This is a genomic window from Streptomyces sp. NPDC002785, from assembly GCF_040295565.1.
GTDB lineage: Bacteria > Actinomycetota > Actinomycetes > Streptomycetales > Streptomycetaceae > Streptomyces.
In genome coordinates this window covers 1-21,778 of the sequence record NZ_JBEOVN010000133.1, presented here as the reverse complement: position 1 = coordinate 21,778, position 21,778 = coordinate 1, and the positions used below count along the sequence as shown (strand labels likewise).

The following is a 21,778-nucleotide window of genomic DNA, read 5'->3' as shown; positions in this document are numbered from 1 at the left end:
CCCACGATAGGGAGCGGGCTCCCTATCGTGGGGGAGGTCGTAACTCGGAGTGCGCTGAGCCCACAACCTCTTCGGCAGAAAGCTGACGATGCTGGACGTGTCCTCGGCCGAGCATGGCGGGAGACCTCCCGTACGACTTGAACTCCCCGCCCACCGGGTCACGGAGCGGTCCGTGAGCGAGCTGAAGAGAATCCTCGCGGCCCACCCGGGCGACAGCCCAGTCCGCCTCAGCGTCCGCGGCGCACGGAAAACCACCGTCTACGCACTGCAAACCAGGGTGAACGCCACCACCATCGCCTCCGACGTGAAAGGCACATTCGGAGCTGAAGCATGGGCGGGCATCGCATGATGCCAAGGACCGGCCAGGCGGATGCCACCGAGCTGCGGACATCCAAGACCCCTCACGGGGGGCGCCTCGCCGCCCCGCGCCCGGAGCAACCACGGCTACCAGTGTTCGGCGCAGGGCCGCTCGGGGCACGCCAGGGCCGCAGGTGAGGCGGGTCCACTTGCAAGCAAACTCTTGGGGGCGCCGAAGTCGGCGCCCCCAAGAGGGCTTCCTGGACGCTGTCGAACCGGGGCGCAGGCGCGCGTCCAGTCGATGAGCTTCTGCAGCACCCGGGGGCTTCAACTCATTCCGGGAGTCCTGCGGTGGCCACCAGCGACGCTGAAGGGACGCTCAGAGGCTGTCCAGTTGGTTACAGCCCGACCGGGTTGAGGTAGGTGGCCGGGTGGGTGGCGCCGTCCTGCTTGAGGATCTGGCCGCCGAACGGCCACTTCAGGGTGAAGTGCTCCGTCTCGTTCGGCGGGGTGACCAGGAACTTCGCCGGAACGAACTTCTCCTTCTGCGGCGTGGACTTGGCCACCGGGAGCAGGGTGATGCTGAAGTCCACCGTGTCCCCCTGCTCCAGGGTCATCTTTTCGGGCGTCTTGGAGGAGCGCGCCAGCGACCAGGTGCCGTCGGTCGTCTGAGCGCCGATCATGTCGACACCGGCGAAGCCGGACAGGGTGCAGGTGCGCTTGCTCTGGTTGGTGAACCAGATGTACGCCTGGGTCTGCTTCTCGGTCTGCCCCATCTCCGGCTTCGCGTCATCCCCCGTGGCGAAGCCGGCCTTCAGGTCGGCGGTGTGGCAGCGGGTCGGCTCGGCCTTGGCGGTGGCGGCCGAGGCCGGGATGGCGGTAGCGGCAGTGCCGGCGACGACGACGGCCGCAAGGGCCACGGCGGTCAGCTTGCTCTTCATGAAGTTTCGGGTTCCCCTCGAATGCGAATCGGGCGCAAGGTCAGTGCGCGCCTACGCACCTGAAGATGTGCAATGCCCGGTGGAGGTTCGGTGTGCCGGAGAATTCTTTTCCGACAGCCAGGCCCCCAACTGTGGCCGCGTACAAGAACTCATGCGGTGCGGGCCGTTGCAGCGTCGTGGGGAGGACACCGCAACGGTCCGCGACCTCGCTCAGCGTCCGGTCCAGCACAGCGGGAAAGCCGATGGCAGCGTGCGACGTCCGTACCCGACCGAGCAACACGCCGAGCTGCAACGGCACTTGGTTCGCCGCTCGCTGACGACACCCCGCCTTCCGGCCCGGACGGGCCCCTTGTCCGTCCTCGGTGCGGCGCTGCCCGTCGCCGGCAGTGTGCGCAAGCAGACCGGCGCCCATGTCTTCGAGGGTCATCGAGATGCAGAAGTCCAAGGAGCGCTCCCGGCAGAAGTAGCCAGGGCCGTCACCGCCCAGGCAAACCCCGCACCCACCGCGTACCAGAACAGATCGGGTGTGTTGAAGGTCGAGCCGAGCACCAGCCGCGCCACCGTGCTGTGCCGGGAAAGGTCCGCGGGCACCCCCGTCAGCTGCAGCAGCTCGACCGCCCAGCTGAACGCCAGCGCCGTCCCGGCCACCGCGACCGGCCGCGTGCGGGGTGCGACCACGGCCACCAGGGTGCAGATCAGCACCGTGTAGAGAGCGTCCCCGGCGTACTTGGCGACATTCCCGTCGGCCACCGCCCTGACTCCGAGCCCGGCGGCAATGGTCAGCACCGCCGCTCCCGCAGCCACCACACGTGTCCCCGTCACGACCGCCCCCTCACCCGATCCGCTCCAGCTGCCTGATCGGCCGTGCCGCCAGCAGTACCGCCACCACCAGCATATTGATCACCGCTCCGGCCAGCAGTACCTCCGGGGTGCCCAGCCGGTCCGCGACCGGTCCCGCCAGTGCCCGGCCCGCCGCCAGCATCAGCAGGGAGCCCGCCACGTCGTACGCGTGCAGGCGGTTCAGCGCCTCCGGCGGCACATGGGTCTGGACGGTCGTCGACCACATCACCAGCCAGAACGCGAACGCCGCGCCCGCCACGAACTGCCCCGCCCCGAGCGCGGCCACCGGCAGCCCGAGGCCCAGCACCACCAGGTTCACACAGACCGCGGTCAGCGCGACGGCCCCCGCCGCGAGCGGGCGGCGCGGTCTCAGGCGCAGGGCGAGCAGCCCGCCGACGACGCTGCCCGCGCCGTTCACCGCCATCATCACGCCCTACGTCCCCGAGCCGTGCGCCTCGGTGACCTCGACCGCGGTGAGCGGCAGCATCGGGCCGAGCACCGTGAAGCCGTACACCGTCCAGATCGCGATCACCTCCCACAGCCAGCTGCGGGCCCGGAACTCCCGCCACCCGTCGACCAGTTCGGCGACAAAGGTACCGCGCCGCACCTCGTCCGACGGGGCCGGGGCGAGGCGCAGCAGGAAGAGGCAGAGGCCGGAGACGAGGAACGTCGACGCGTTCGCCGCGTAGACCGCCCCGGCGCTGGCCAGTCCGACGAGCATGCCTGCGAAGGCCGGGCCCGCCGTGGTCATCAGCGCCTCGGAGACCCGGAGCACCGCATTGGCGCGCTGCACGTCGAAGGCCACCCGGGGCACGGTCGACGCGACGCCCGGCTGGAAGAGCGCGGCGCCCACACCGGCCACCGCGCTGAGCGCCTACACCGCCCACAACGGCGGGTTGCCGGTGGCGAAGGAGACCGCCAGCACCGAGGCCCCGACCAGCCGCAGCGCATCCGCAATGATCACCATCCGGCGCGGGGTGAAACGATCCGCCAGGACGCCGCCGAAGAGCACGAAGAGCGCCAGCGGGCCCATCCAGGCCGCCAGCGCGAATCCCACCGACGAGTGTGGCCGGCCCGCTCCCAGCTGCCCCGCGGTGAGCGCCACCGGAATCATGCCGTCGCCGAAGAGCGCGGCGGTACGGGCGACGAAGAAGAGCCGGAAGTTACGGTTCCAGAGCTCGGCCGTCCGGTCGTCTCCCAGCCCGTTTCCCGGCCCGTCTCCCAGTCCTTCTCCTGGTCCGTCGCCCATCGGCCGCATGCCCGAGGAACGGGGCAACTGGGCCGGCGCGCCCTCGCGGTCCGCGGCGGGAATGCGCACGCGCTCTGCTGACTTTTCCTTCACAGCAGTGACATACATCAGCTTAAGGTCTATACCAGCTAGGGGTGAAGGGAGTCCGCCAATGCCGCACCGAATCGCCGTCCTGGCCCTCGACGGGCTGCTCCCCTTCGAACTGGGCATCCCCCAAAGGATATTCGGCCGCTCGCTCGGTTCCGAGCCGCGCAACGAGGGCCGCAAACTCTATGAAGTCGTGACCTGTTCCGTACGCCCGCCGGGCCCGGTCCGCACCGACGCGGACTTCACGATCACCGTCGAACGCGGCCCCGAGACCCTGGCCACCGCCGACACGGTCGTGATCCCCGCGTCGTACGAACTCGGCCCCGTCTACACAGAGGGCAGGCTCACCGACGAACTCGCCGCCGCGTTCGCGCACATCAGACCCGGCACCCGGATGGTCTCCATCTGCACGGGCAGCTACGTACTGGCCGCCGCCGGATATCTCAACGGCCGCCCCGCCACCACCCACTGGTGGCACGCCGACCACTTCCAGCAACTCTTCCCCGAGGTCCAGGTCGACCCGGACGTCCTGTTCATCGACGACGGGGACGTCCTGACCTCCGCCGGGGTCGCCGCCGGAATCGACCTCTGCCTGCACATCGTGCGCCGCGACCACGGCGCCTCCGTCGCCAATGACGTCGCCCGCCGCACGGTCGTGCCCCCGCACCGGGACGGCGGGCAGGCCCAGTACATCCAACGCCCCGTCCCGGAAACGCAGTTCGCGACCACGACCTCCGCGCGCACCTGGGCGCTCGGGCGGCTGGAGCGCCCGATCCTGCTGCGCGACATGGCGCGGCAGGAGTCGATGAGCGTACGGACGTTCACCCGCCGGTTCCGCGAGGAGGTCGGCGTCAGTCCCGTCCAGTGGCTGACCCTGCAGCGGGTCGAACGGGCCCGGCAGCTACTGGAGTCGACGGACCTGTCGATCGACCAGGTGGCCAGGGACGCGGGCTTCGGGACGCCCACCTCGCTGCGGCAGCATCTGCAGGCGGCGCTGGGGGTGTCCCCGACGGTGTACCGGCGCACGTTCCGGGCCGGGAGGGCCTGACGGACCTTGAGGGGTCCGCCCGGAAGGTCAGAACACCAGCACCCCCCGTGCCACCCGGCCGTGGTGTGCGTCGTCCGCCGCCTTGGCGAAGTCCTCCACCGCGTAGGTCTCGGTGACGAGTTCGTCCAGGAGCAGCCTGCCCTCCCGGTACAGGTCTGCATAGAGCGCGATGTCCCGCTGCGGGCGTGAGGAGCCGTACCGGCAGCCCAGGATCGACTTGTCCAGGAACAGCGACGAGACGAGGAACGAGGCCTCCGCCGTCGCCGCCGGGACGCCCAGCAGGACCGCCTGGCCGTGCCGGTCCAGCAGGTCGATCGCGGTACGGACCAGCTCCGTACGGCCCACGCACTCGAAGACGTGGTCGGCGCCGCTCGGCAGGACCTCCCGTACGTCCTCGGCCGACGTCAGGAAATGCGTCGCCCCGAACTGCCGTGCCACCGCCTCCTTAGCCGGGTTGGCGTCGACGGCGACGATCGTCAGCGCGCCCGCGATCCGGGCGCCCTGGATCACATTGAGCCCGATGCCGCCCGTACCGATCACCACGACCGTGTCGCCGTGCTCGACCTTCGCCCGGTTGAGTACGGCTCCGACCCCGGTCAGCACCCCGCAGCCGATCAGGGCCGCCGAGGTGAGGGGCAGATCGACGGGGATCTTCACCGCCTGCACGGCCTTGACCAGGGTACGTTCAGCGAAGGCCGAGTTGGACGCGAACTGGTACAGCGGCTTGCCGCGCCGCGAGAACGGCTGCCCCGGCATCCCGATCGCCTTGCGGCACATCGTCGGCCGGCCCCGGTCGCACTGGGCGCACGCCCCGCAGTTGGCCAGCGTCGACAGCGACACGTGGTCGCCCCGCACCACATGGGTGACGCCCGCGCCGACCGCCTCCACCACGCCCGCGCCCTCGTGCCCGAGCACCACCGGCGACGGAAACGGAATCGTGCCGTCGATCACCGACAGGTCGCTGTGGCACAGTCCGGCCGCTGCCACCGCCACCAGCACCTCGCCGGGGCCCGGATCCCGTATCTCCAGATCGTCGACGACCTCGGTTCGCCTGCCGTCGAAGACGACACCTCTCATCTCGGCTCCCTCGGTAGGCCGAGCACCCGCTCGGCGATGATGTTCCGCTGGATCTCGTCCGAGCCGCCGTAGATGGTGTCGGACCGGGTGAACAGGAACAGGCGCTGTGCCTCGTCGAGTTCGTACGGTGTCTGCGCCGACCAGTCGCCCGGCCCGACGGCACCCGCCGCGCCCCTGATCTCCACGGCCAGTTCGCCCAGGCGCTTGTGCCAGCCGCCCCAGAGCAGTTTCGCCACGCTGGGTGCGCCGGGGTCGCCCGTGGAGCCCAGGGTGCGCAGGGCGTTCCAGCGCATGGTCTTCAGCTCCGCCCACTGCCTCACGAGGCGCTCGCGCAGTACCGGGTCGGTGACGGCGCCGCCGTCGACGGCGACCCGGACCACCCGGTCGAGTTCAGCGGCGAAACCGATCTGCTGGACGAGTGTGGAGACGCCGCGTTCCAGGGCCAGCAGTCCCATGGCGACCGCCCATCCGTTGCCTTCGCCGCCGACGCACTCCTGTGCGTGCGCCCCGTCGAAGAAGACCTCGTTGAACTCGCTGGTCCCCGACATCTGGCGGATCGGCCGCACCTCGATCCTGCCCGGCTGGTCCATCGGCACCAGCAGGAACGACAGGCCGTGATGGCGGCTGGAGCCGGGCTCCGTACGGGCCAGGACGAAGCACCAGTCGGCGTCCCGGGCCAGCGACGTCCAGATCTTCTGCCCGGTCACGCGGTGGCCGCCGCTGCCCTTGTCGGGTACGGCGGTCGTCCGCACCCCGGCGAGGTCCGATCCGGCGCCCGGCTCGCTGTATCCCTGGCACCACAGCTCGTCGCCGCGGGCGACGGGAGGCAGGAAGCGCTGCTTCTGGGCCTGTGTGCCGTAGGCGATCAGGGTCGGGGCGAGGAGGTTCTCGCCGATGTGGCCGACCCGGGCGGGGGCGTCGACGCGGGCGTACTCCTCGGCCCAGATGACCTGCTGGGTGAGGCTTGCGTGCCGGTTGCCGTGGCCGGCGCCGTGGTTGTCCCAGCCGAGGCCGATCCAGCCGCCGCGGCCGAGTTCGCGCTCCCATTCGCGGCGGATCGCGACGCCCTCGTGCTCGCTGCCGGGGCCACCGGTGCCGACGGCCGCCACGTACTCGCCGACGAGGTGCGCTTCCAGCCAGGCGCGGGCTTCCTCGCGGAACGCGGCGTCGTCCGGGCCGAAGGTGAAGTCCACGTTTCCTCCTGTCGCAGGATCAAGCCCGTCCGGCGACCCCGGACCGGGTCCGGGACAGAGCTCCGGGGGCGCCCCCGTCACGCGTTCGGCCGCGCCCTTGCCGCAGCCGCCGCGGCCATCTCCTCCAGCTGCGCCAGCATCGGCATCGGGTCCGTGCCCACCGTCCCCGGCAGGAAGTCCGCGATCCGTTCCGGGGTCCATGCCCCTTCCGCGTATCCCGCCCGCAGCTCCCTCGGCTGGGCCCAGACCGCGATCTTCGGGCCGGCGACCGTGTACACCTGGCCGGTGATCTTCTCCTTGCGGGCCCGTTCGCTGAGCAGGTAGACGACGAGCGCCGCGACATCCTCCGGCTCGCCGATCTCCTTCAGTTCCATCGGCACATTGGCGGACATCCGGGTGCGGGCGACCGGGGCGACGGCGTTCGCCGTGACGCCGTACTTGTGCAGGCCGAGCGCCGCGCTCCGTACCAGCGAGATGATCCCGCCCTTGGCGGCGCTGTAGTTGGCCTGGGCGACGCTGCCCTGATGGTTGCCGCTGGTGAAGCCGATCAGCGTGCCGCCGCCCTCCTGCTTCCGCATCACCGCCGAAGCGGCCCGGAAGACGGTGAAGGTGCCCTTCAGGTGCGTGGCGACGACGGGGTCCCACTCCTCCTCGGACATGTTGAACAGCATCCGCTCCCGCAGGATCCCGGCCACGCACACGACCCCGTCGATCCGCCCGTACTGTGCCAGCGCCGTGTCCACGATCCGCTGCCCGCCCGCCATCGTGGAGATGTCGTCGGCGACCGCGACGGCCTCGCCGCCCGCCACCTCGATCTCCTTGGCGACGGACTCCGCCATCTCGCTGCTCGGCTCGCCGCCCTCGATGGAGACGCCGTAGTCGTTGACGACGACTCTCGCCCCCTCGGCCGCCGCCGCGAGCGCGACCGCCCTCCCGATGCCGCGCCCGGCACCTGTCACGGCCACCACTTTGCCTGCCAAGAAGTTCCCCATGCCCGGCCCCTTCCCGCGGTTTCTGACGGACCGTTAGATTTTATGGGTCATCAGGTCCACGAGCACAAGCCCCGGGAGGCCCCGTGTCACTGCCGGCCGAGTTCCACGACATCGCCGAGCGGGTCAACAACTGGGGCCGCTGGGGCGCCGACGACGAGATCGGCACGCTCAACCTGATCACCGACGCGGTCGTACGCGAGGCGGTCGCCACCGTCCGCACCGGGCTGCGCATCCCTCTCGCGCTCCCCCTCCAGCAGGACGGCGTCCAGAGCGGGCTGATCCCGGGGCGCATCAATCCGCTGCACACCATGGTCCAGATCAACCAGGAACTCTTCGGCCCCGGAACCGTCGCCACCAGCGACGACACAGCCGTCCTGAGCCTGCAGACGGCAACGCACTGGGACGCCCTCACCCATGCCTCGCACTCGGGGAAGATCTACAACGGCCGCCCGGCCGCCACGATCACCGCGCACGGCGGCGCGCAGTTCAGCGGGATCGACAAGGCACCGCACATCGTCTCGCGCGGGGTGCTGCTCGATGTGGCACGCGCACACGGCATGGACAGGCTGCCCGGCGACCATGCCGTCACCCCCGAGGACCTGGACGCGGCCGAAGAACTGGCGGGGGTCAGGGTCCGGGCCGGTGACATCGCCCTCGTACGGACGGGGCAGGTGCAGGTTTATCTGGCGGGCGACAAGCATGCGTACGCCTATCCGTCGCCCGGTCTCTCGATCCGCACGCCCGAGTGGTTCCGTGCGCGCGATGTCGCGGCAGTCGCCAATGACACCCTGACCTTCGAGATCTTCCCGCCCGAGATCGAGGATCTGTGGCTGGGGGTGCATGCGCTGGACCTGGTCGAGATGGGCATGCTGCAGGGCCAGAACTGGAACCTGGAAAAGTTGTCCACAGCCTGTGCGGAAGAGAGGCGGTACAGCTTTCTGCTCTCCGCGATGCCGGAACCGTTCGTCGGGGCGACCGGCACCCCGGTCGCCCCGGTCGCCGTCCTCTGAAGGAGTTCAGGCGCCGACACCGCGGACCGCAACCCGGGCCGGCCGCTTCAACCTTTATGCGCGATTCGTAACGGTTCGTGACGGCTCGGACACCTCGCGGTCCTCATCCGCCGCACCCGGTGCGCCCGGTGTGCCATGAACACCCTGCATGCCCGGGAGTACCGGCACCACCTGGATCAGCGGGACACCCCGGTCGACCTCGCACCAGATGCGCTTCCCAGCGCCCTCCGGCTGCCAGCCCCAGCGGTCCGCGAGGCCGTCGACCAGCTCCAGGCCCCGGCCGCCGGTGTCCTCGCCCGCCGCGTGGCGCTGCTGCGGGGGACGACAGCTGGCGTCGGCCACCTCGACCCGAACGGTCCCGGCCGCGCCCGTCGAGCCGAACAGCATGCGCAGCACGGCCGGACACCCGGTGTGGACCACCGCGTTGGTGACCAGCTCCGAGATCAGCAGGATGAGCGTCTCGGCCAGCGGCTCGTCGTCTCTTATCCCGGACCCGACCAGTCTCGATCGCGCCCATCTACGGGCCCTCCCGACCTCCGCGGGATCCGGCCCGACCTCCAGCTGAACCTGAAGCACCTGCACCGCTCACACCATCCGAACCGGCGGACACATCGCCTCGCGCCTCCTCAGGGTCACGGAACGTGATTCCCTTACAAGCCAGCATGGTTGACGTACAGTCACCGCAACAAGCGCTTCGGGCATATTCCAGCGCGAAGGAGTACGCGTGGTGCATACTGTGCGACGCGCGCTGCGGGAAGTCGAACAGAGGCGCATCGAGGCTGCGGGATTCGTCTCCCGGGCAGGCCCGGCGCTTCTGCATGTAATGCGAGCAGGGCATCTCTTCCGGGCCGGGGTCGCCGCACGGGCAACATCCGGACTGTCCGGTTCCAGAACCTCTCGCATCCAACGGAGCGTACCCGAGCCCGGCGCCGACTCCACCCCGTGACGAATTACGCAAAGGACACAAGCCGGCATCGGAGTCCGCCGACTGCACTGCGTGACTCCGCAGCGTGAGGCTCAACGGCTTGCCTGTCATATTGGTGCATCCCGCATTCACCCACTGTCATGTGCCGAAGCCTCCACGGAACCCGTGCGCGATCAGCACAGGTCGGCCGCAAGTGCCTCCTCGGCCGCTGCCGCCGTCAGCCACTGCCCGGACCGCAGCCAGGCCCGCTTGAGGTGCAGATGAACGTCTGCCTCCCAGGTGAAGCCCATTCCGCCGTGCACCTGGAGGCAGTCGCGCGCATTGCTGACCGCCGCGTCGTCGGCGAGCAGTTTGGCGCCCGCGATCTCGACCCGGTCCGCGGTCACGGCCGCCGCGTAGACGGCGCTGCGGGCCAGCTCGGCGCGGACCAGCATCCCGGCGCACAGGTGTTTGACCGCCTGGAAGGACCCGATCGGCGAACCGAACTGTTCACGTTCACCGGCGTGTTGAACGGCCATTTCGGTCGTACGAGAGGCGCTTCCGAGCTGTTCGGCGGCGGCGAGCAGGGCGCCCTCGTCGCGCAGCCGCGCCCCGCCGGACAGGAGCTCGCCGGACCCGACAGGGCCCGTGAACCGCCACAGGGGCGTGAACGGGTCGAGCGACCGTACGGGTCCGACGGCCTCCCGTACGACATCCCGCAGCGCCCCGCCGGTCACGGCCCGCGCCTCCCCCGGCTCCGGACCCGGCCCCGGGGCCCGCGCCTCTCCCGGCCCGAGTACGAGCAGGCCGTCCGCATCCCCCAGATGCCCCACCGGCTGCCCCGCGTCCAGCACGGTCACCACCGTCTCGCCCTCCGCCGCCCCCTTCACCGCACCGGCGGTGAGGTGGGTGGCGATCAGCGGTCCGGGGAGCAGCGACCGCCCGGCCTCCTCGAAGAGGAGGACCGCTTCGGGCAGGCCGAGTCCGACGCCGCCCTCCGTCTGCGGCAGCCGCAGCGCGAAGAACCCGGCCTCGCCGAGCTCCCGCCACAGGGCCCGGTCGATACTCCTGCCGCCATCGAGAGCGGCCCGCATCCGGTCCCTGCCGAAGCGCCCGGCGAGGAGTTCCCGCACCCCCGCCCGCAGGGCCCGCTGGTCGTCCGAGAGCTGGAAGTCCATGGCTGCGTCAGCGCCCCTTCGGCAGGCCGAGGATCCGCTCGGCGACGATGTTCCGCTGGATCTGCGAGGTGCCCGCGGCAATGGTGTACGAGAGCGAGGAGAGCCGGTCCAAGGCCCACTCCCGGTCCAGGTCGGCCGCGTCCGCGCCGAGCACCTCGGCGGCCGCCTCGTACAGATCCTGGCGGGCCTGCGAGTAGCGCAGCTTGAAGACCGAGCCACCTGTGCCGGGCACGCCGCCGCTGCCCTGCGCCTCGCTAACGTTCCACTGGGTGAGCCGCCACAGCGCCCGGAATTCGGCGTTCAGCCTGCCCAGCCCGCGGCGCAGGACCGGGTCGTCCCAGCGGCCGTTCGCCCGCGCCTCGGCAGCCAGGGCGTCCAGGGTGCGGCGGCAGGCGACGACCTCGCCGACGAACGCCGTACCGCGTTCGAAGGAGAGGGTGACCATGGTGACCCGCCAGCCGTCGTTCTCCGCGCCGACGCGGTGCGAGAGCGGCACCCGCACCTCGTCGAGAAACACCTCGGCGAACTCGGTGGACCCGGCGAGGGTGCGCAGCGGGCGGACGGTGACGCCGGGAGCGTCCATCCTCATCGCGAGCCAGCTGATCCCGCGGTGCTTGGGCGCCGCCGGGTCCGTACGCACCAGCAGCTCGCACCAGTCGGCGACCTCCGCGTGCGAGGTCCAGGTCTTCTGCCCGCTCACCACGTAGTGGTCGCCGTCGCGCACCGCCCTGGTCCGCAGCGAGGCGAGGTCCGAGCCGGCGTCGGGCTCGCTGAACCCCTGGCACCAGATCTCGTCGCCGCGCAGCACCGGCGGCAGCCAGCGCGCCCGCTGTTCGGCCGTGCCCTCGGCCGCGATCGTCGGCCCGGCGTGCAGCAGCCCGACGAAGTTCGCGCCGACGTACGGGGCTCCGGCCTTCTCGGTCTCCTCCAGGAAGATCAGGTGCTGGGTCGGGGTGGCGCCCTGCCCGCCCGCGTCGACGGGCCAGTGCAGGCCCGCGTAGCCGGCGTCGTACAGCATCCGCTGCCAGGCGGTGTCGTACGCGCGACGCCCGGGCCAGTCGCCGGGGTCGGGCTTCGCGGGCAGTGAGGGCAGCACGGCGGCCAGCCACTCGCGCAGCCGCGCCCGGAACTCCTCCTCGGCCTCCGTGTACGCGAGATCCACCGCGCGCCTACTTGTCCAGGTCCAGATCGAGCATCCGGATCGCGTTTCCGCGCATCAGTTTGTAGACGGTCTCGTCGTCCAGTCCCTCGACATGGTCGAGGGCGACCTCCTTGGTGTGCGGGAAGGTCGAGTCGACGTGCGGGTAGTCGGTCTCGAAGGTGGCGTTGTCCCGCCCGACGACGTCGAGCGACGCGACGCCGTGCTTGTCGCGGAAGAAGCAGCAGAACATCTGCCGGTAGTAGTACGTGGACGGCGGCTCGGGAATCAGGTCGCGCACCCCGCCCCAGGCCCGGTGCTCCTCCCAGACGTCGTCGGCACGCTCCAGGGCGTACGGGATCCAGCCCATCTGGCCCTCGCTGTAGGCGAGCTTCAGTCGGGGGAACCTCACCAGCACACCGCTGAACAGGAAGTCCATCATCGAGGCCATGGCGTTGTTGAAGGAGAGGCTTGCCTGTACGGCGGGCGGGGCGTCGGGCGAGGCGGCGGGCATCTGCGAGCTGGACCCGATGTGCATGTTGACAACCGTGCCGGTCTCCTGGCAGGCCGCGAAGAACGGGTCCCAGTAGCCGGTGTGGATCGACGGCAGCCCGAGGTGGGTGGGGATCTCGGAGAAGGTCACCGCCCGCACCCCGCGCGCCGCGTTCCGCTCGATCTCCGCGACCGCCAGGTCGATGTCCCAGAGCGGGATGATGCAGAGCGGGATGAGCCGGCCGCCGCTGTCGCCGCACCACTCCTCCACCATCCAGTCGTTGTAGGCGCGGACGCACGCCACCGCCACCTCTTTGTCCTGTGCCTCGGCGAAGGTCTGGCCGCAGAAGCGCGGGAAGGTGGGGAAGCAGAGGCTCGCCTCGACATGGTTGAGGTCCATGTCCTTGAGGCGCTCGGCCGGGTCCCAGCAGCCGGGCCGCATCTCGGCCCGGGTGATCCCCTCCAGCGTCATGTCGTCGCGGTCGAAGCCGACGGCGGCGATGTTCCGCTTGTACGGGAACTTCAGGTCCTCGTAGATCCACCAGTCGGTGGGCGGCCCGTCCGGGTCCATCGTGATGACGTACTTGCCCCCCGTGTACGCCAGCTCGCCGATCCCCGCGGTGAGCGGCTGCGGGCCGCGCTCGCGGTACCGAGCGGGCAGCCAGGTCGAGAAGAGGTGCGGCGGCTCGATCACATGGTCGTCGACGCTGACGATCCGAGGCAGTTCCGTCATGGTGTCCCCTTCGGCGCACACTGCACGCATCTGATGGTTCGTCAGATTCAGTTCGGCACTCAGGCTAGCCCCGCACCCCTGGACCGACAAGGCGCGACGCCCTACGCTCTCGACACGATCTGACTACCCGTCAGCTACGAGGGAACGGGGAACGCAGTGAACGAGACCGCACACGCCCTGGGCGCATCGGGCACCTTCTGGGAGCTCATCGAGCGCCGGGCCGCGCTGACCCCGGACCGCCCCGTCCTGATCCAGGACGACCGCACCCTCACCTTCGGCGAGCTGCGCAGCCGCTGCGAGCGGGTCGCGGCCGGGCTGTGGGGGATGGGTGTGCGCCCCGGCAGCGTCGTCGCCTGGCAGCTGCCGACCCGTCTCGAAACGGTGCTGCTCTCCTTCGCCCTCGCCCGCATCGGGGCCGTACAGACCCCCGTCATCCCGTTCTACCGGGACCACGAGGTGGGGTTCGCGCTGCGCGAGTCGAAGGCCGGCTTCTTCGCCGTGCCGGGCACCTGGCGCGGCTTCGACCACACGGCGATGGCACACCGGCTGGCCGCCGGGGCCGAGCACCCGCCGCTGGTCTTCGAGGCGTACGAGTCGCTGCCGGACGGCGACCCGTCCGTGCTGCCGCCGCCGCCCGGCGACGGGGCGGCGGTGCGCTGGATCTACTGGACCTCCGGCACCACCTCCGACCCGAAGGGGGTCCTCCACACCGACCGCAGCCTGATCGCGGGCGGCTCCTGCCTGGCCCACGCGCTGCATCTGTCGGCCGACGACATCGGTTCGGTGGCCTTCCCGTTCGCCCATGTCGGCGGGCCGGATTATGCGGTGATGCTGCTGCTGTACGGCTTCCCGGCAGTTCTCTTCGAGCACTTCGCGATGCCGGACGCGCTGGAGGGCTACCGGCGCCACGGGGTGACGGTCGCGGGCGGGTCCACGGCGTTCTACTCGATGTTCCTGACCGAACAGCGCAAGGCCCCGGACCGGAAGCTGATCCCCACCCTGCGGCTGCTGGCGGGCGGCGGGGCGCCGAAGCCGCCGGAGATCTACCGCGCGGTGGTACGGGAGATGGGCATCCAGCTCACCCACGGGTACGGCATGACCGAGGTCCCCATGATCACGATGGGCGCCCCCGACGACACGGCGGAAAACCTCGCCGGGACGGAAGGGCGCCCGCCCGAGGGCATGGAGATACGGATCACCGACGAGGACGGCAGACCACTGCCGTACGGCACGGACGGCGAGGTACGGCTCCGTGGGGAAGCCGTCTGCAAGGGCTATCTGAACCCGGAGGCGTCGGCGGCGGTCTTCGACGCGGAAGGGTTCCTGATCACCGGCGACGTCGGCCATGTCGAGGCGAGCGGGCACCTGGTACTCACCGGGCGGCTCAAGGACGTCATCATCCGCAAGGGCGAGAACATCTCCGCCAAGGAGATAGAGGACCTGCTGCACCGGCACCCGGGCGTCGGGGACGTGGCGGTGATCGGGCTTCCGGACCCGGAGCGCGGCGAACGCGTCTGCGCGGTCGTGGAACAGCCGACGGGCGCCGCCCCCCTGGCCCTGCCGGACATCACCGGCTATCTGCGGGCGGAGGGCCTCTCCGTGCACAAGCTGCCGGAACAGCTGGAGGTGGTGGCGGCGCTGCCGCGCAACGAGGCGCTGCGGAAGGTACTGAAGTACCGGCTGCGGGAGCGGTTCTCCGCCCCCTGCCCGCCCGGCGCCCGAGGCCAGCTTCTGAGCCCGTCCGGCGACTGAGGACGAATCGGCTGCCGGACGGATCGGCTGCCGGACGAATCGGCTACGCGTCCGGCTCGATCACCGTGAAATAGGCGGCGAACGCCGCCACCGCCTCGTTCTCGGCGACCTTGCCGTCCTGGTCCGCGTCCAGGTTCCGCGCCGCGAAAGCCGCCGTCTGCGCGCTCGCGCCCAGCACCTTCAGCGCCCGCTCCACAGCGGGTACGCGGGCCGCGCCCTCGTCGTCCTGGTCCGCCACGGCGATCGCGGCGCGCAGGAAGGGGCGGGCGATCTCCGCGAAGCGCTCCGGGTTGTCGCGCAGCCGTTTCACGGCCCCGCCCACGAACTCCTCCCGGGTGACGCGCTGGTCCCCGTCGACATCGGCGATGCCCGCCATGCCCTGCCAGAAGGCCTCGGCCCCGGTGTAGAGCGCCTGGCCCTTGTCGCAGCGGGCCGTCGTGCCGAATTCGGCGAGCAGACGGGCCGCGGCGGCACTGAAATCCGCGCGATCGATGCATCCGTTGCCGTCCTGGTCGAAGGCGGCGAAGCGGAAGGCGATCTTGCGCTCATATTCTGCGCTGTCCATGCGGGGAGCGTACGACGTCGACAGACGTCACGTGTCACTTACGCGCGCCACCGGCGTTACAACCCTGGTCATGGGACCGGCTTCACGCCGGGAGCGGCCGGGCCTCGTCGTCGACGGCCGCGTACCGGTCGGGGTAGACGTCGAACAGGCGACGTACGCCGAGGGCGGCGAGCACCCGGTTGACGTGGGACCCCTCTTCCGCACCGCGGGCCGGCAGGATCAGCCGCAGCCGGCCCCCGCAGGAGCGCAGCAGACGGCGGGCCGCGATCAGTACGCCGACGCCGCTGGAATCGCAGAACAGGACCTCGGAGAGATCCAGCACCACATCGTGGCGGCCGACGGCGACCGCGTCATGGACGGACTGGCGCACGGTGGGCGAGGTCACCAGATCCAGTTCGCCCCGTATGCGCAGCACGGTCCAGTCGCCCTGCACCGTTTCAGCCACTTTCAGCGGCCTCCGGGATCGTTCCTGGGTGATCCAGGGGGCGTGGGTGGTTGCAGTTGGTGGGTGGTTTCCAGGAAGACGAGGACTCCTCACGGGACTGGGCCTCTCGTTGCGGGGATTCCGACGTTCCGGAAGTTTCCGTTCCCTCTCGCCGCTGCCCCCGCGGCAGCCTCATGAAACACCGGGCCGCCCGGCATGACACAACCGGGACCCTCGTCGTCGGATGGCGCATTCCCTATCATCCCGGGCCTCATCAGGGGCGTACTTGCCGTAAAGGACGTGCATCATCAGTGCCGCCGACTACATTCGATGTGATGAGGGGAACAGGGCTGGGGGTCGTATGCCGAAGAACGCACCACCCCGCTGGGACCGCAAGATGCAGCAGCGGCTGGCGCGCGGTGAGGCGGCTGCTCTCGGCGAGCTCTACGACCGGTTCGCCTCGCTCGTGCACAGCCAGGCGCACCGGATACTCGACGACGAGACCGCTGCCGATCTGGTGACCCGCGAGGTCTTCGGCCACGTGTGGGAGAACCCCGACGCGTACGACCCGAAGCAGGGCTCGATGCGGGCCTGGGTGGCTCGTCTCACGCACCGCCAGTCCGTGCGGCGGCTGCGCGAGGAGGGCAGCCTCCCGGGCGGCACGGACGAGGAGGCAGGGGCCGATCTGGAGGAGCGGGTGCGCCGGGCCACGGCCGCGGCCCGCGCCGACTACATCGTGGCGTCCATGCCCGCCCCGCTGCGGGCCGCGCTGGAGCTCGCGTACATGCAGCGCCGGTGCTACCGGCAGACGGCAGCCGACCTCGGGGTCACCGAGGACGAGGCCCGCCGTCGGCTGCGGCTCGGGCTGCAGCTGCTCTCCACCGCGCACACCCGCCCGCTGGAGGGGTCGTCGCCGCCCGGATACGGACGGCCGCTGTGACCGGCGACGACGAAGCGAACGGACGCGAGGGCGACCGACGCGACGACGAGGTGGTGGACGCGCGGCGCATTCCGGGACCGCGGGCCGCCGCGGACGACTTCGACCTCGATGCCGTCCCCCTGCCGCCGCCCGTGCCCGAGGAGCCGCGACCGGCCCCGCAGCCGGCGACACCGGAACCGGAATCTGCCGTGGCACCACCGGACCCGTCGACCGCACCGGCGCTGATGCTGCCCCATCGCGTCCTCAAGGCCCTCCTCGGCGCCTGGGCCCTGGCCGCCTGCTCGGCGGAGGAGACCGAGGCCGTCGAGGCGCACCTGACCGTGTGCGCCGCGTGTGCGGACGAGGCCCTGCGGCTGCGCGACGCGGTCGGCCTGCTGCAGACCGACCGCAGCCTGGATCTCGATCCGACACTGCGTTCCCGGGTGATCGACACCTGTCTGAGCCGCCGCCCGGCCGACATCCCGGTGCCCGACTGGGCCGCCCCGTACGACGCGGAGACCGCGCGGCTCGACGCGCTGCTGCGTGACATCGGCAGCTCAGAGTGGCACGCCCCGGTGCGGCTGAAGTGGTTCGAGGGCGAGCAGGAGGTCAATCGCAAGACGACGGTCGCGGGCGTCATCGCCCACCTCATGACCGTCGACGGGCTGGTCGGCACCGCTCTCGGCATCGACGTACCGCTCGGCGACGGCGCCATGGGCCGGGGCGCCGACTGGCCGCTCACGCCCGGCGTACGCACGGAGAAGTACTGGTCGGGAACCCGGCGGCCACTCACCCGTGCGATCCACGAGCCGTGGCGCGAGCAGAGCCACACCCTCATCCGTACGGTGTCCTTCGCCGGTCGCAGAGTCGCCGAACTCTCCGTCTCGTACGGGGACTTCGCCCTTCCGATGCACGACGCGCTGCTGGACCGGTCCTTCGAATGCTGGGTGCACGGCGGCGACATCGCGCAGGCGGTTGACTATCCGTACGAGGCGCCGTCGGCCGCCCATCTCCACCGGATGATCGACCTGGCGACCCGGCTCCTCCCGGCGGCTCTTGCCGAGCGCCGCAGGTCGGGGCTGGCCGGGCCCGCCCGCCGGCTGGTGACGGCCGGTTCACCGGGCCGTTCGCTGCATCTGGAGGTCGAGGGCTCGGGCGGCGGGGACTGGTACATCCCGCTGGACTCCCCGGCCGCGGTCGGCTCGCCCGCGCACGCGGTGGCGCAGGTCGCGCTGGACAGCGTCGAGTTCTGCCAGTTGACGGCCGGGCACGTGCCGCCGGTGGAGGCTGCGGCCGGTCAGCAGGGCGACCGCGAGGCGATCCGCGACGTACTGTTCGCGGCGGCGTCGCTGAGCCGGCTCTGAGAGCTGTCGGCCCTTCGCGCTACGCGAAGATCACCGTGCGGCGCCCGTTGAGCAGGATGCGGCGCTCCGCGTGCCACTTCACCGCCCGCGCCAGCGCCTGGCACTCCACATCGCGCCCGATGGCGACCAGCTGGTCCGGCGTGACGCCGTGGCCCACCCGCTCGACCTCCTGCTCGATGATCGGCCCCTCGTCGAGATCGGCCGTCACGTAGTGCGCCGTCGCACCGATCAGCTTCACACCGCGGGCGTGCGCCTGGTGGTACGGCTTCGCGCCCTTGAAGCTCGGCAGGAAGGAGTGGTGGATGTTGATGATCCGGCCGCTCAGCTGCTTGCACAGATCGTCCGAGATGACCTGCATGTAGCGGGCGAGGACGACCAGCTCGACGCTCTCCTCGCGGACCAGCTCCAGCAGCTCCGCCTCCGCGGCGGCCTTGTTCTCCTTGGTCACCGGGATGTGCCGGAAGGGGACGTCGTACGAGGCGACGAGCTCGGCGAAGTCCGTGTGGTTGGAGACGACGGCGGCGATCTCGATCGGCAGCGCCCCGATCCGGGAGCGGAACAGCAGATCGTTGAGGCAGTGCCCGAACTTGCTGACCATCAGCACGACCCGCATCCGCTCCGAGGAGCGGTGGATCTGCCAGTCCATCCGGAAGGAGTCGCCGACCGCGGCGAAGCTGGCCCGCAGCTTCTCCACGGTCACCGGGCTGTCCGCCGAGAAGTGGACACGCATGAAGAACAGACCCGTGTCGTGGTCGCCGAACTGCTGACTGTCCTCGATATTGCAGCCGGTCATGAAGAGATAGCTCGACACGGCGTGCACGATGCCCGTCTTATCCGGGCAGGAGAGCGTGAGGACGTACTGCTCCGGCGTGGTCTCAGCAGGCTGCGGCGCGGTCATTCCCGTAGCGTGCCACACCGGAGCGGAATCAGGCCGACCTGGTCATGATGCGGAGCACGTCCAGGGAGCGCGGCGGCGCGTCCGGGTCGTCGCCGTCGTTGGTGGCGAGCAGCACATGGGCCTCGCGGGCGGCCCGTACGGCCTCCGGCCAGCCGTGGTGCTCCAGATACGCCGAAACGGGGGCGTCCGCGCCGACCTGGTGCATGATGCGCAGGACCCGGAGCACGGCGACGTCGACGAGGGCGGCCTCGCCGGAGTCACGGAAGATCGTCCCGACGTATTTCTCGGCGGACCAGTTGTCCAGCCAGGTGTCCTCGACCAGGCGGTACACGGCGTCGGTGACGTCGCCGTACCCTTCCCGGCCGGCCAGCCAGCACTCGTGGTGGAAGACGGGGTCGGAGAGCATGTGCAGCGCCGAGCGCACGTTGCTGCGCCAGCGCCACCAAGGCATGTCATTCAGCGGCATGCCGCCCATGGTGGAGGAGCGACGGCCGCGACGGGAAGTGTTCTCCGAACCTTGCTGCACGGTTGTCGATCGTACGTTCCCTTCCCGGCTCCCTGCACAGGCCCCTGTAATTCACCTGGACATCACCGAGCGTTGCGCGGAGCACACAGCGGCGTTACCCCGCGCGCGGAATGTTCATGCCCATGACCGGACGGCGACGCCTCACCTCCCCCCGCCCCTACAAGCTCCTCACACGTACGGCGGCGGTCGGGGCATTGCTGGTCACCGGTTGCGGTGTGCTCCCTGGGGCCTCGGGGAACTCCAGGGAGCCCCTCACCGTCGTGACGTGGGCTCCGGGCGGCGCCACAGGACCGGACACGGTGAACATGGCGGGCATGACCGCCATGGCGCGCACATACGCCCGCTGGGCCAACAGCAACGGCGGGCTCGACGGACACAAGCTGCGCGTCGTCACCTGCGACGAGGCGGACACCTCGGCCGGCGCGGCAAACTGCGCCCGGCTGGCCACCAAGGAGAAGGCGGTGGCGGTCGTCGGCGCGTACAGCCGGCACGGGTCGTCGTTCATGGCGCCGCTGGAGGGCGCCAGAATCCCCTACATCGGCGGTTACGGGGCCTCCGACGAGGAATTCACCAGCTACAACTCCTACCCCATCAACGGCGGCCAGGCGGCGCTGCTCGCGGGCAATGCCCAGCAACTCGCCCGCAGTTGCGAGCGGGTGTCCGTGGTGCGGCCCGACACCCTGGGCGGCGACGGCCAGGCCTGGCTCCTCAAAACCGGTCTCACCGAGGCCGGTCGGCCCGAGCCCGCCGACATCCGGGCCGCGGAGACGGCCACTTCGTACGACGAGGCCGCCGGGCGGGCGCTCCAGGCGGCGGGGACGAACGACGGCTGTGTGACGGCCGTGCTCGAGGACCGTACGGAGACCTTCTTCGACTCCTTCCGCCGACTCGAACCGTCGTACGGGAACGTGCGGATCTCGTCCGTCCTCGGCAGTGTCGGGCAGCCGCTGATCGACAGCACCGGCGGCCGGAACAGCCCGTTCGAGGGGGCCTACCTCACCGGCTGGTACCCGGACTCGGGCGACGCCCGCTGGGACCGGATGCGGGAGGTGATCCGTAAGCACGCCTTCGGCGACAACCGGATCGACCCGGACGACACCGGGGTGCAGACCACGTGGATCGCGTACACCGCGCTGAACGAACTCGTGAAGTCGGTCGACGCCCCGCAGATCACCGCCGGGAAACTCGTCTCCGCCCTCAACCACGGCGCCCCCGTCGACACCGGCGGCCTCACGCCGGTGCTGCGCTGGCGCTACAAGGACATGCTCGGCTCTTCCGCGTATCCGCGCATCGTAAACACCAGGGTGACGTTTCAGATGGTGCGTCATGGGCGGCTCGTCGCGGACAAGAAGGGGTTCGTGGACGTCATGGAGACGCTGTCGGAGGCGAGCGCGAAGAGGTGAGCAGCCGGTCGTCTGCTGGGACGGCGGGTCTGCCGGACCTGGTGGATCACGGTGCCTCGCGGTCGCTGTCGTAGGGGACTTCGTGGCTGAGGGCCGCGCGGAAGTTCTCCAGGGCACACGGGGAACGTGACGAAGCCCTTCCCCGGTGGGGGGAAGGGCTTCGTGAGCGAGCGCTGGGCAGGCCTTGCACCTGCATTTCCCCGCAGGAAGCGGGGCGTCTTTCCTTGGACCACCAACGCAGCGTCAGTCGCCGTGAGTTGCGGCGGACTGCCAAGATCAACTATAGCGCACGCGGGCCGTTGGCCGGCTCCGGCCGGCGCGCGGCGGCTACTGCTGGGATTCCAGCCCGGCGATACCGAGGGCGACTGTGGCGGACCAGCCGGTACGGACAACAGCAGACCGACGCCCGGCCGGCTGCTCCGGCCGGGCCTGCGGCGAAACCGCGCCACGTCCAGGAGCGGCGCGTCCACCTGGCGCGGACCTGTCCGGCGCGAGCCTGATCAATGCGGACCTGTCCGGCGCAGCCCTCCTCGGCGCGGACTTGCCCGATGCGACCTTGGCCGGTGCGAACCTGTCCGATACGCAGTTGTCCCGCGAGGGCGGGAGGCTACACGGTGCGGACCCGGACTCCCTGGACTTAGACCGACCGGCAAATGGGGGGCGGCGTCGCGGGGCTGGGCACGCACATCTGCCGCGTTGTCGTCAATCACCATGGCTCCTTCCCCAAGCTCTCGGCTGCGCTCGAGCA

General features: G+C 70.6%; 21 protein-coding genes and 1 pseudogene. 8 read left to right on the top strand and 14 right to left on the bottom strand.

Annotation, left to right across the window (positions count from 1 at the left end; genetic code table 11):
* Positions 1 to 172: 172 nt before the first annotated feature.
* Complete coding sequence (locus ABTZ94_RS26035) at positions 173 to 349, top strand: hypothetical protein (RefSeq protein WP_351203956.1); 177 nt, start codon at positions 173 to 175, stop codon at positions 347 to 349.
* A gap of 346 nt (positions 350 to 695) precedes the next feature.
* Here the strand turns inward: ABTZ94_RS26035 and ABTZ94_RS26030 are convergent, their stop codons facing one another.
* The 3 genes and pseudogenes from ABTZ94_RS26030 to ABTZ94_RS26020 all read right to left on the bottom strand — a co-directional run bounded on the left by ABTZ94_RS26030 (position 696) and on the right by ABTZ94_RS26020 (position 3,435).
* Positions 696 to 1,238, bottom strand: coding sequence for a DUF4232 domain-containing protein (locus tag ABTZ94_RS26030; RefSeq protein WP_351203954.1), 543 nt, complete (start codon positions 1,236 to 1,238; stop codon positions 696 to 698).
* 423 nt (positions 1,239 to 1,661) lie between these two features.
* Positions 1,662 to 2,060, bottom strand: coding sequence for a ribosomal maturation YjgA family protein (locus ABTZ94_RS26025; RefSeq protein WP_351203953.1), 399 nt, complete (start codon positions 2,058 to 2,060; stop codon positions 1,662 to 1,664).
* 10 nt (positions 2,061 to 2,070) lie between these two features.
* Positions 2,071 to 3,435, bottom strand: a pseudogene (locus ABTZ94_RS26020) (MFS transporter).
* Between the two features lie 43 nt (positions 3,436 to 3,478).
* Here ABTZ94_RS26020 and ABTZ94_RS26015 point away from each other — a divergent pair.
* A complete protein-coding gene (locus ABTZ94_RS26015) occupies positions 3,479 to 4,462 on the top strand; it encodes a GlxA family transcriptional regulator (protein ID WP_351203952.1) in 984 nt (327 codons plus the stop codon).
* Between the two features lie 27 nt (positions 4,463 to 4,489).
* On the opposite strand, the gene ABTZ94_RS26010 is transcribed toward ABTZ94_RS26015, so the two are convergent.
* The 3 genes from ABTZ94_RS26010 to ABTZ94_RS26000 all read right to left on the bottom strand — a co-directional run bounded on the left by ABTZ94_RS26010 (position 4,490) and on the right by ABTZ94_RS26000 (position 7,724).
* Positions 4,490 to 5,539: a Zn-dependent alcohol dehydrogenase gene (locus ABTZ94_RS26010; protein ID WP_351203951.1), complete on the bottom strand. Its 1,050-nt coding sequence runs from the start codon at positions 5,537 to 5,539 to the stop codon at positions 4,490 to 4,492.
* Positions 5,536 to 6,732 carry an acyl-CoA dehydrogenase family protein gene (locus ABTZ94_RS26005; RefSeq protein WP_351203949.1) on the bottom strand — a complete coding sequence of 399 codons (1,197 nt, stop codon included), beginning with the start codon at positions 6,730 to 6,732 and terminating at the stop codon, positions 5,536 to 5,538. Before ABTZ94_RS26005 ends, ABTZ94_RS26010 begins: the two co-directional genes overlap by 4 nt.
* 77 nt (positions 6,733 to 6,809) lie before the next feature.
* Positions 6,810 to 7,724, bottom strand: a complete 915-nt coding sequence (locus ABTZ94_RS26000) for an SDR family oxidoreductase (RefSeq protein ID WP_351203947.1) — start codon at positions 7,722 to 7,724, stop codon at positions 6,810 to 6,812.
* 83 nt (positions 7,725 to 7,807) lie between these two features.
* Here ABTZ94_RS26000 and ABTZ94_RS25995 point away from each other — a divergent pair, with 83 nt between their 5' ends.
* The gene (locus ABTZ94_RS25995) at positions 7,808 to 8,734 is read left to right on the top strand and encodes a cyclase family protein (protein WP_351203945.1); all 927 of its coding nucleotides are present in this window, start codon (positions 7,808 to 7,810) and stop codon (positions 8,732 to 8,734) included.
* 54 nt (positions 8,735 to 8,788) lie between these two features.
* On the opposite strand, the gene ABTZ94_RS25990 is transcribed toward ABTZ94_RS25995, so the two are convergent.
* From ABTZ94_RS25990 to ABTZ94_RS25975, 4 genes are all read right to left on the bottom strand, one after another.
* A complete protein-coding gene (locus tag ABTZ94_RS25990; RefSeq protein WP_351203943.1) occupies positions 8,789 to 9,316 on the bottom strand; it encodes an ATP-binding protein in 528 nt (175 codons plus the stop codon).
* A gap of 516 nt (positions 9,317 to 9,832) precedes the next feature.
* Positions 9,833 to 10,816, bottom strand: a complete 984-nt coding sequence (locus ABTZ94_RS25985; RefSeq protein WP_351203941.1) for an acyl-CoA dehydrogenase family protein — start codon at positions 10,814 to 10,816, stop codon at positions 9,833 to 9,835.
* 7 nt (positions 10,817 to 10,823) lie between these two features.
* On the bottom strand, positions 10,824 to 11,978 hold the full coding sequence (locus ABTZ94_RS25980; protein ID WP_351203939.1) for an acyl-CoA dehydrogenase: 1,155 nt from the start codon (positions 11,976 to 11,978) through the stop codon (positions 10,824 to 10,826).
* Between the two features lie 7 nt (positions 11,979 to 11,985).
* Positions 11,986 to 13,179: an amidohydrolase family protein gene (locus ABTZ94_RS25975; RefSeq protein WP_351203937.1), complete on the bottom strand. Its 1,194-nt coding sequence runs from the start codon at positions 13,177 to 13,179 to the stop codon at positions 11,986 to 11,988.
* Positions 13,180 to 13,335: 156 nt separating this feature from the next.
* Here ABTZ94_RS25975 and ABTZ94_RS25970 point away from each other — a divergent pair, with 156 nt between their 5' ends.
* Positions 13,336 to 14,931: a class I adenylate-forming enzyme family protein gene (locus ABTZ94_RS25970; protein ID WP_351203935.1), complete on the top strand. Its 1,596-nt coding sequence runs from the start codon at positions 13,336 to 13,338 to the stop codon at positions 14,929 to 14,931.
* A 43-nt stretch (positions 14,932 to 14,974) separates the two neighbouring features.
* Here the strand turns inward: ABTZ94_RS25970 and ABTZ94_RS25965 are convergent, their stop codons facing one another.
* Both ABTZ94_RS25965 and ABTZ94_RS25960 read right to left on the bottom strand, forming a co-directional pair.
* The gene (locus ABTZ94_RS25965; protein WP_351203933.1) at positions 14,975 to 15,496 is read right to left on the bottom strand and encodes an EF-hand domain-containing protein; all 522 of its coding nucleotides are present in this window, start codon (positions 15,494 to 15,496) and stop codon (positions 14,975 to 14,977) included.
* A gap of 82 nt (positions 15,497 to 15,578) precedes the next feature.
* The gene (locus tag ABTZ94_RS25960) at positions 15,579 to 15,947 is read right to left on the bottom strand and encodes an STAS domain-containing protein (protein WP_351203960.1); all 369 of its coding nucleotides are present in this window, start codon (positions 15,945 to 15,947) and stop codon (positions 15,579 to 15,581) included.
* A gap of 334 nt (positions 15,948 to 16,281) precedes the next feature.
* Between ABTZ94_RS25960 and ABTZ94_RS25955 the strand changes: the two genes are divergently transcribed.
* Both ABTZ94_RS25955 and ABTZ94_RS25950 read left to right on the top strand, forming a co-directional pair.
* A complete protein-coding gene (locus ABTZ94_RS25955; protein WP_351203931.1) occupies positions 16,282 to 16,860 on the top strand; it encodes an RNA polymerase sigma factor in 579 nt (192 codons plus the stop codon).
* On the top strand, positions 16,857 to 18,203 hold the full coding sequence (locus ABTZ94_RS25950; RefSeq protein WP_351203929.1) for a zf-HC2 domain-containing protein: 1,347 nt from the start codon (positions 16,857 to 16,859) through the stop codon (positions 18,201 to 18,203). The genes ABTZ94_RS25955 and ABTZ94_RS25950 overlap by 4 nt, the downstream gene beginning before the upstream one ends.
* Before the next feature lie 19 nt (positions 18,204 to 18,222).
* On the opposite strand, the gene purU is transcribed toward ABTZ94_RS25950, so the two are convergent.
* Complete coding sequence (gene purU, locus ABTZ94_RS25945; RefSeq protein WP_351203927.1) at positions 18,223 to 19,101, bottom strand: formyltetrahydrofolate deformylase; 879 nt, start codon at positions 19,099 to 19,101, stop codon at positions 18,223 to 18,225.
* Between the two features lie 28 nt (positions 19,102 to 19,129).
* On the bottom strand, positions 19,130 to 19,576 hold the full coding sequence (locus tag ABTZ94_RS25940; RefSeq protein WP_351203958.1) for an SCO4402 family protein: 447 nt from the start codon (positions 19,574 to 19,576) through the stop codon (positions 19,130 to 19,132).
* A gap of 173 nt (positions 19,577 to 19,749) precedes the next feature.
* Here ABTZ94_RS25940 and ABTZ94_RS25935 point away from each other — a divergent pair, with 173 nt between their 5' ends.
* Entirely contained in the window at positions 19,750 to 21,030 is a 1,281-nt protein-coding gene (locus tag ABTZ94_RS25935) for an ABC transporter substrate-binding protein (protein ID WP_351203925.1), read from the top strand.
* Between the two features lie 367 nt (positions 21,031 to 21,397).
* The coding region (locus ABTZ94_RS25930) for a pentapeptide repeat-containing protein (protein ID WP_351203923.1) at positions 21,398 to 21,778 on the top strand (381 nt) is incomplete at its 3' end.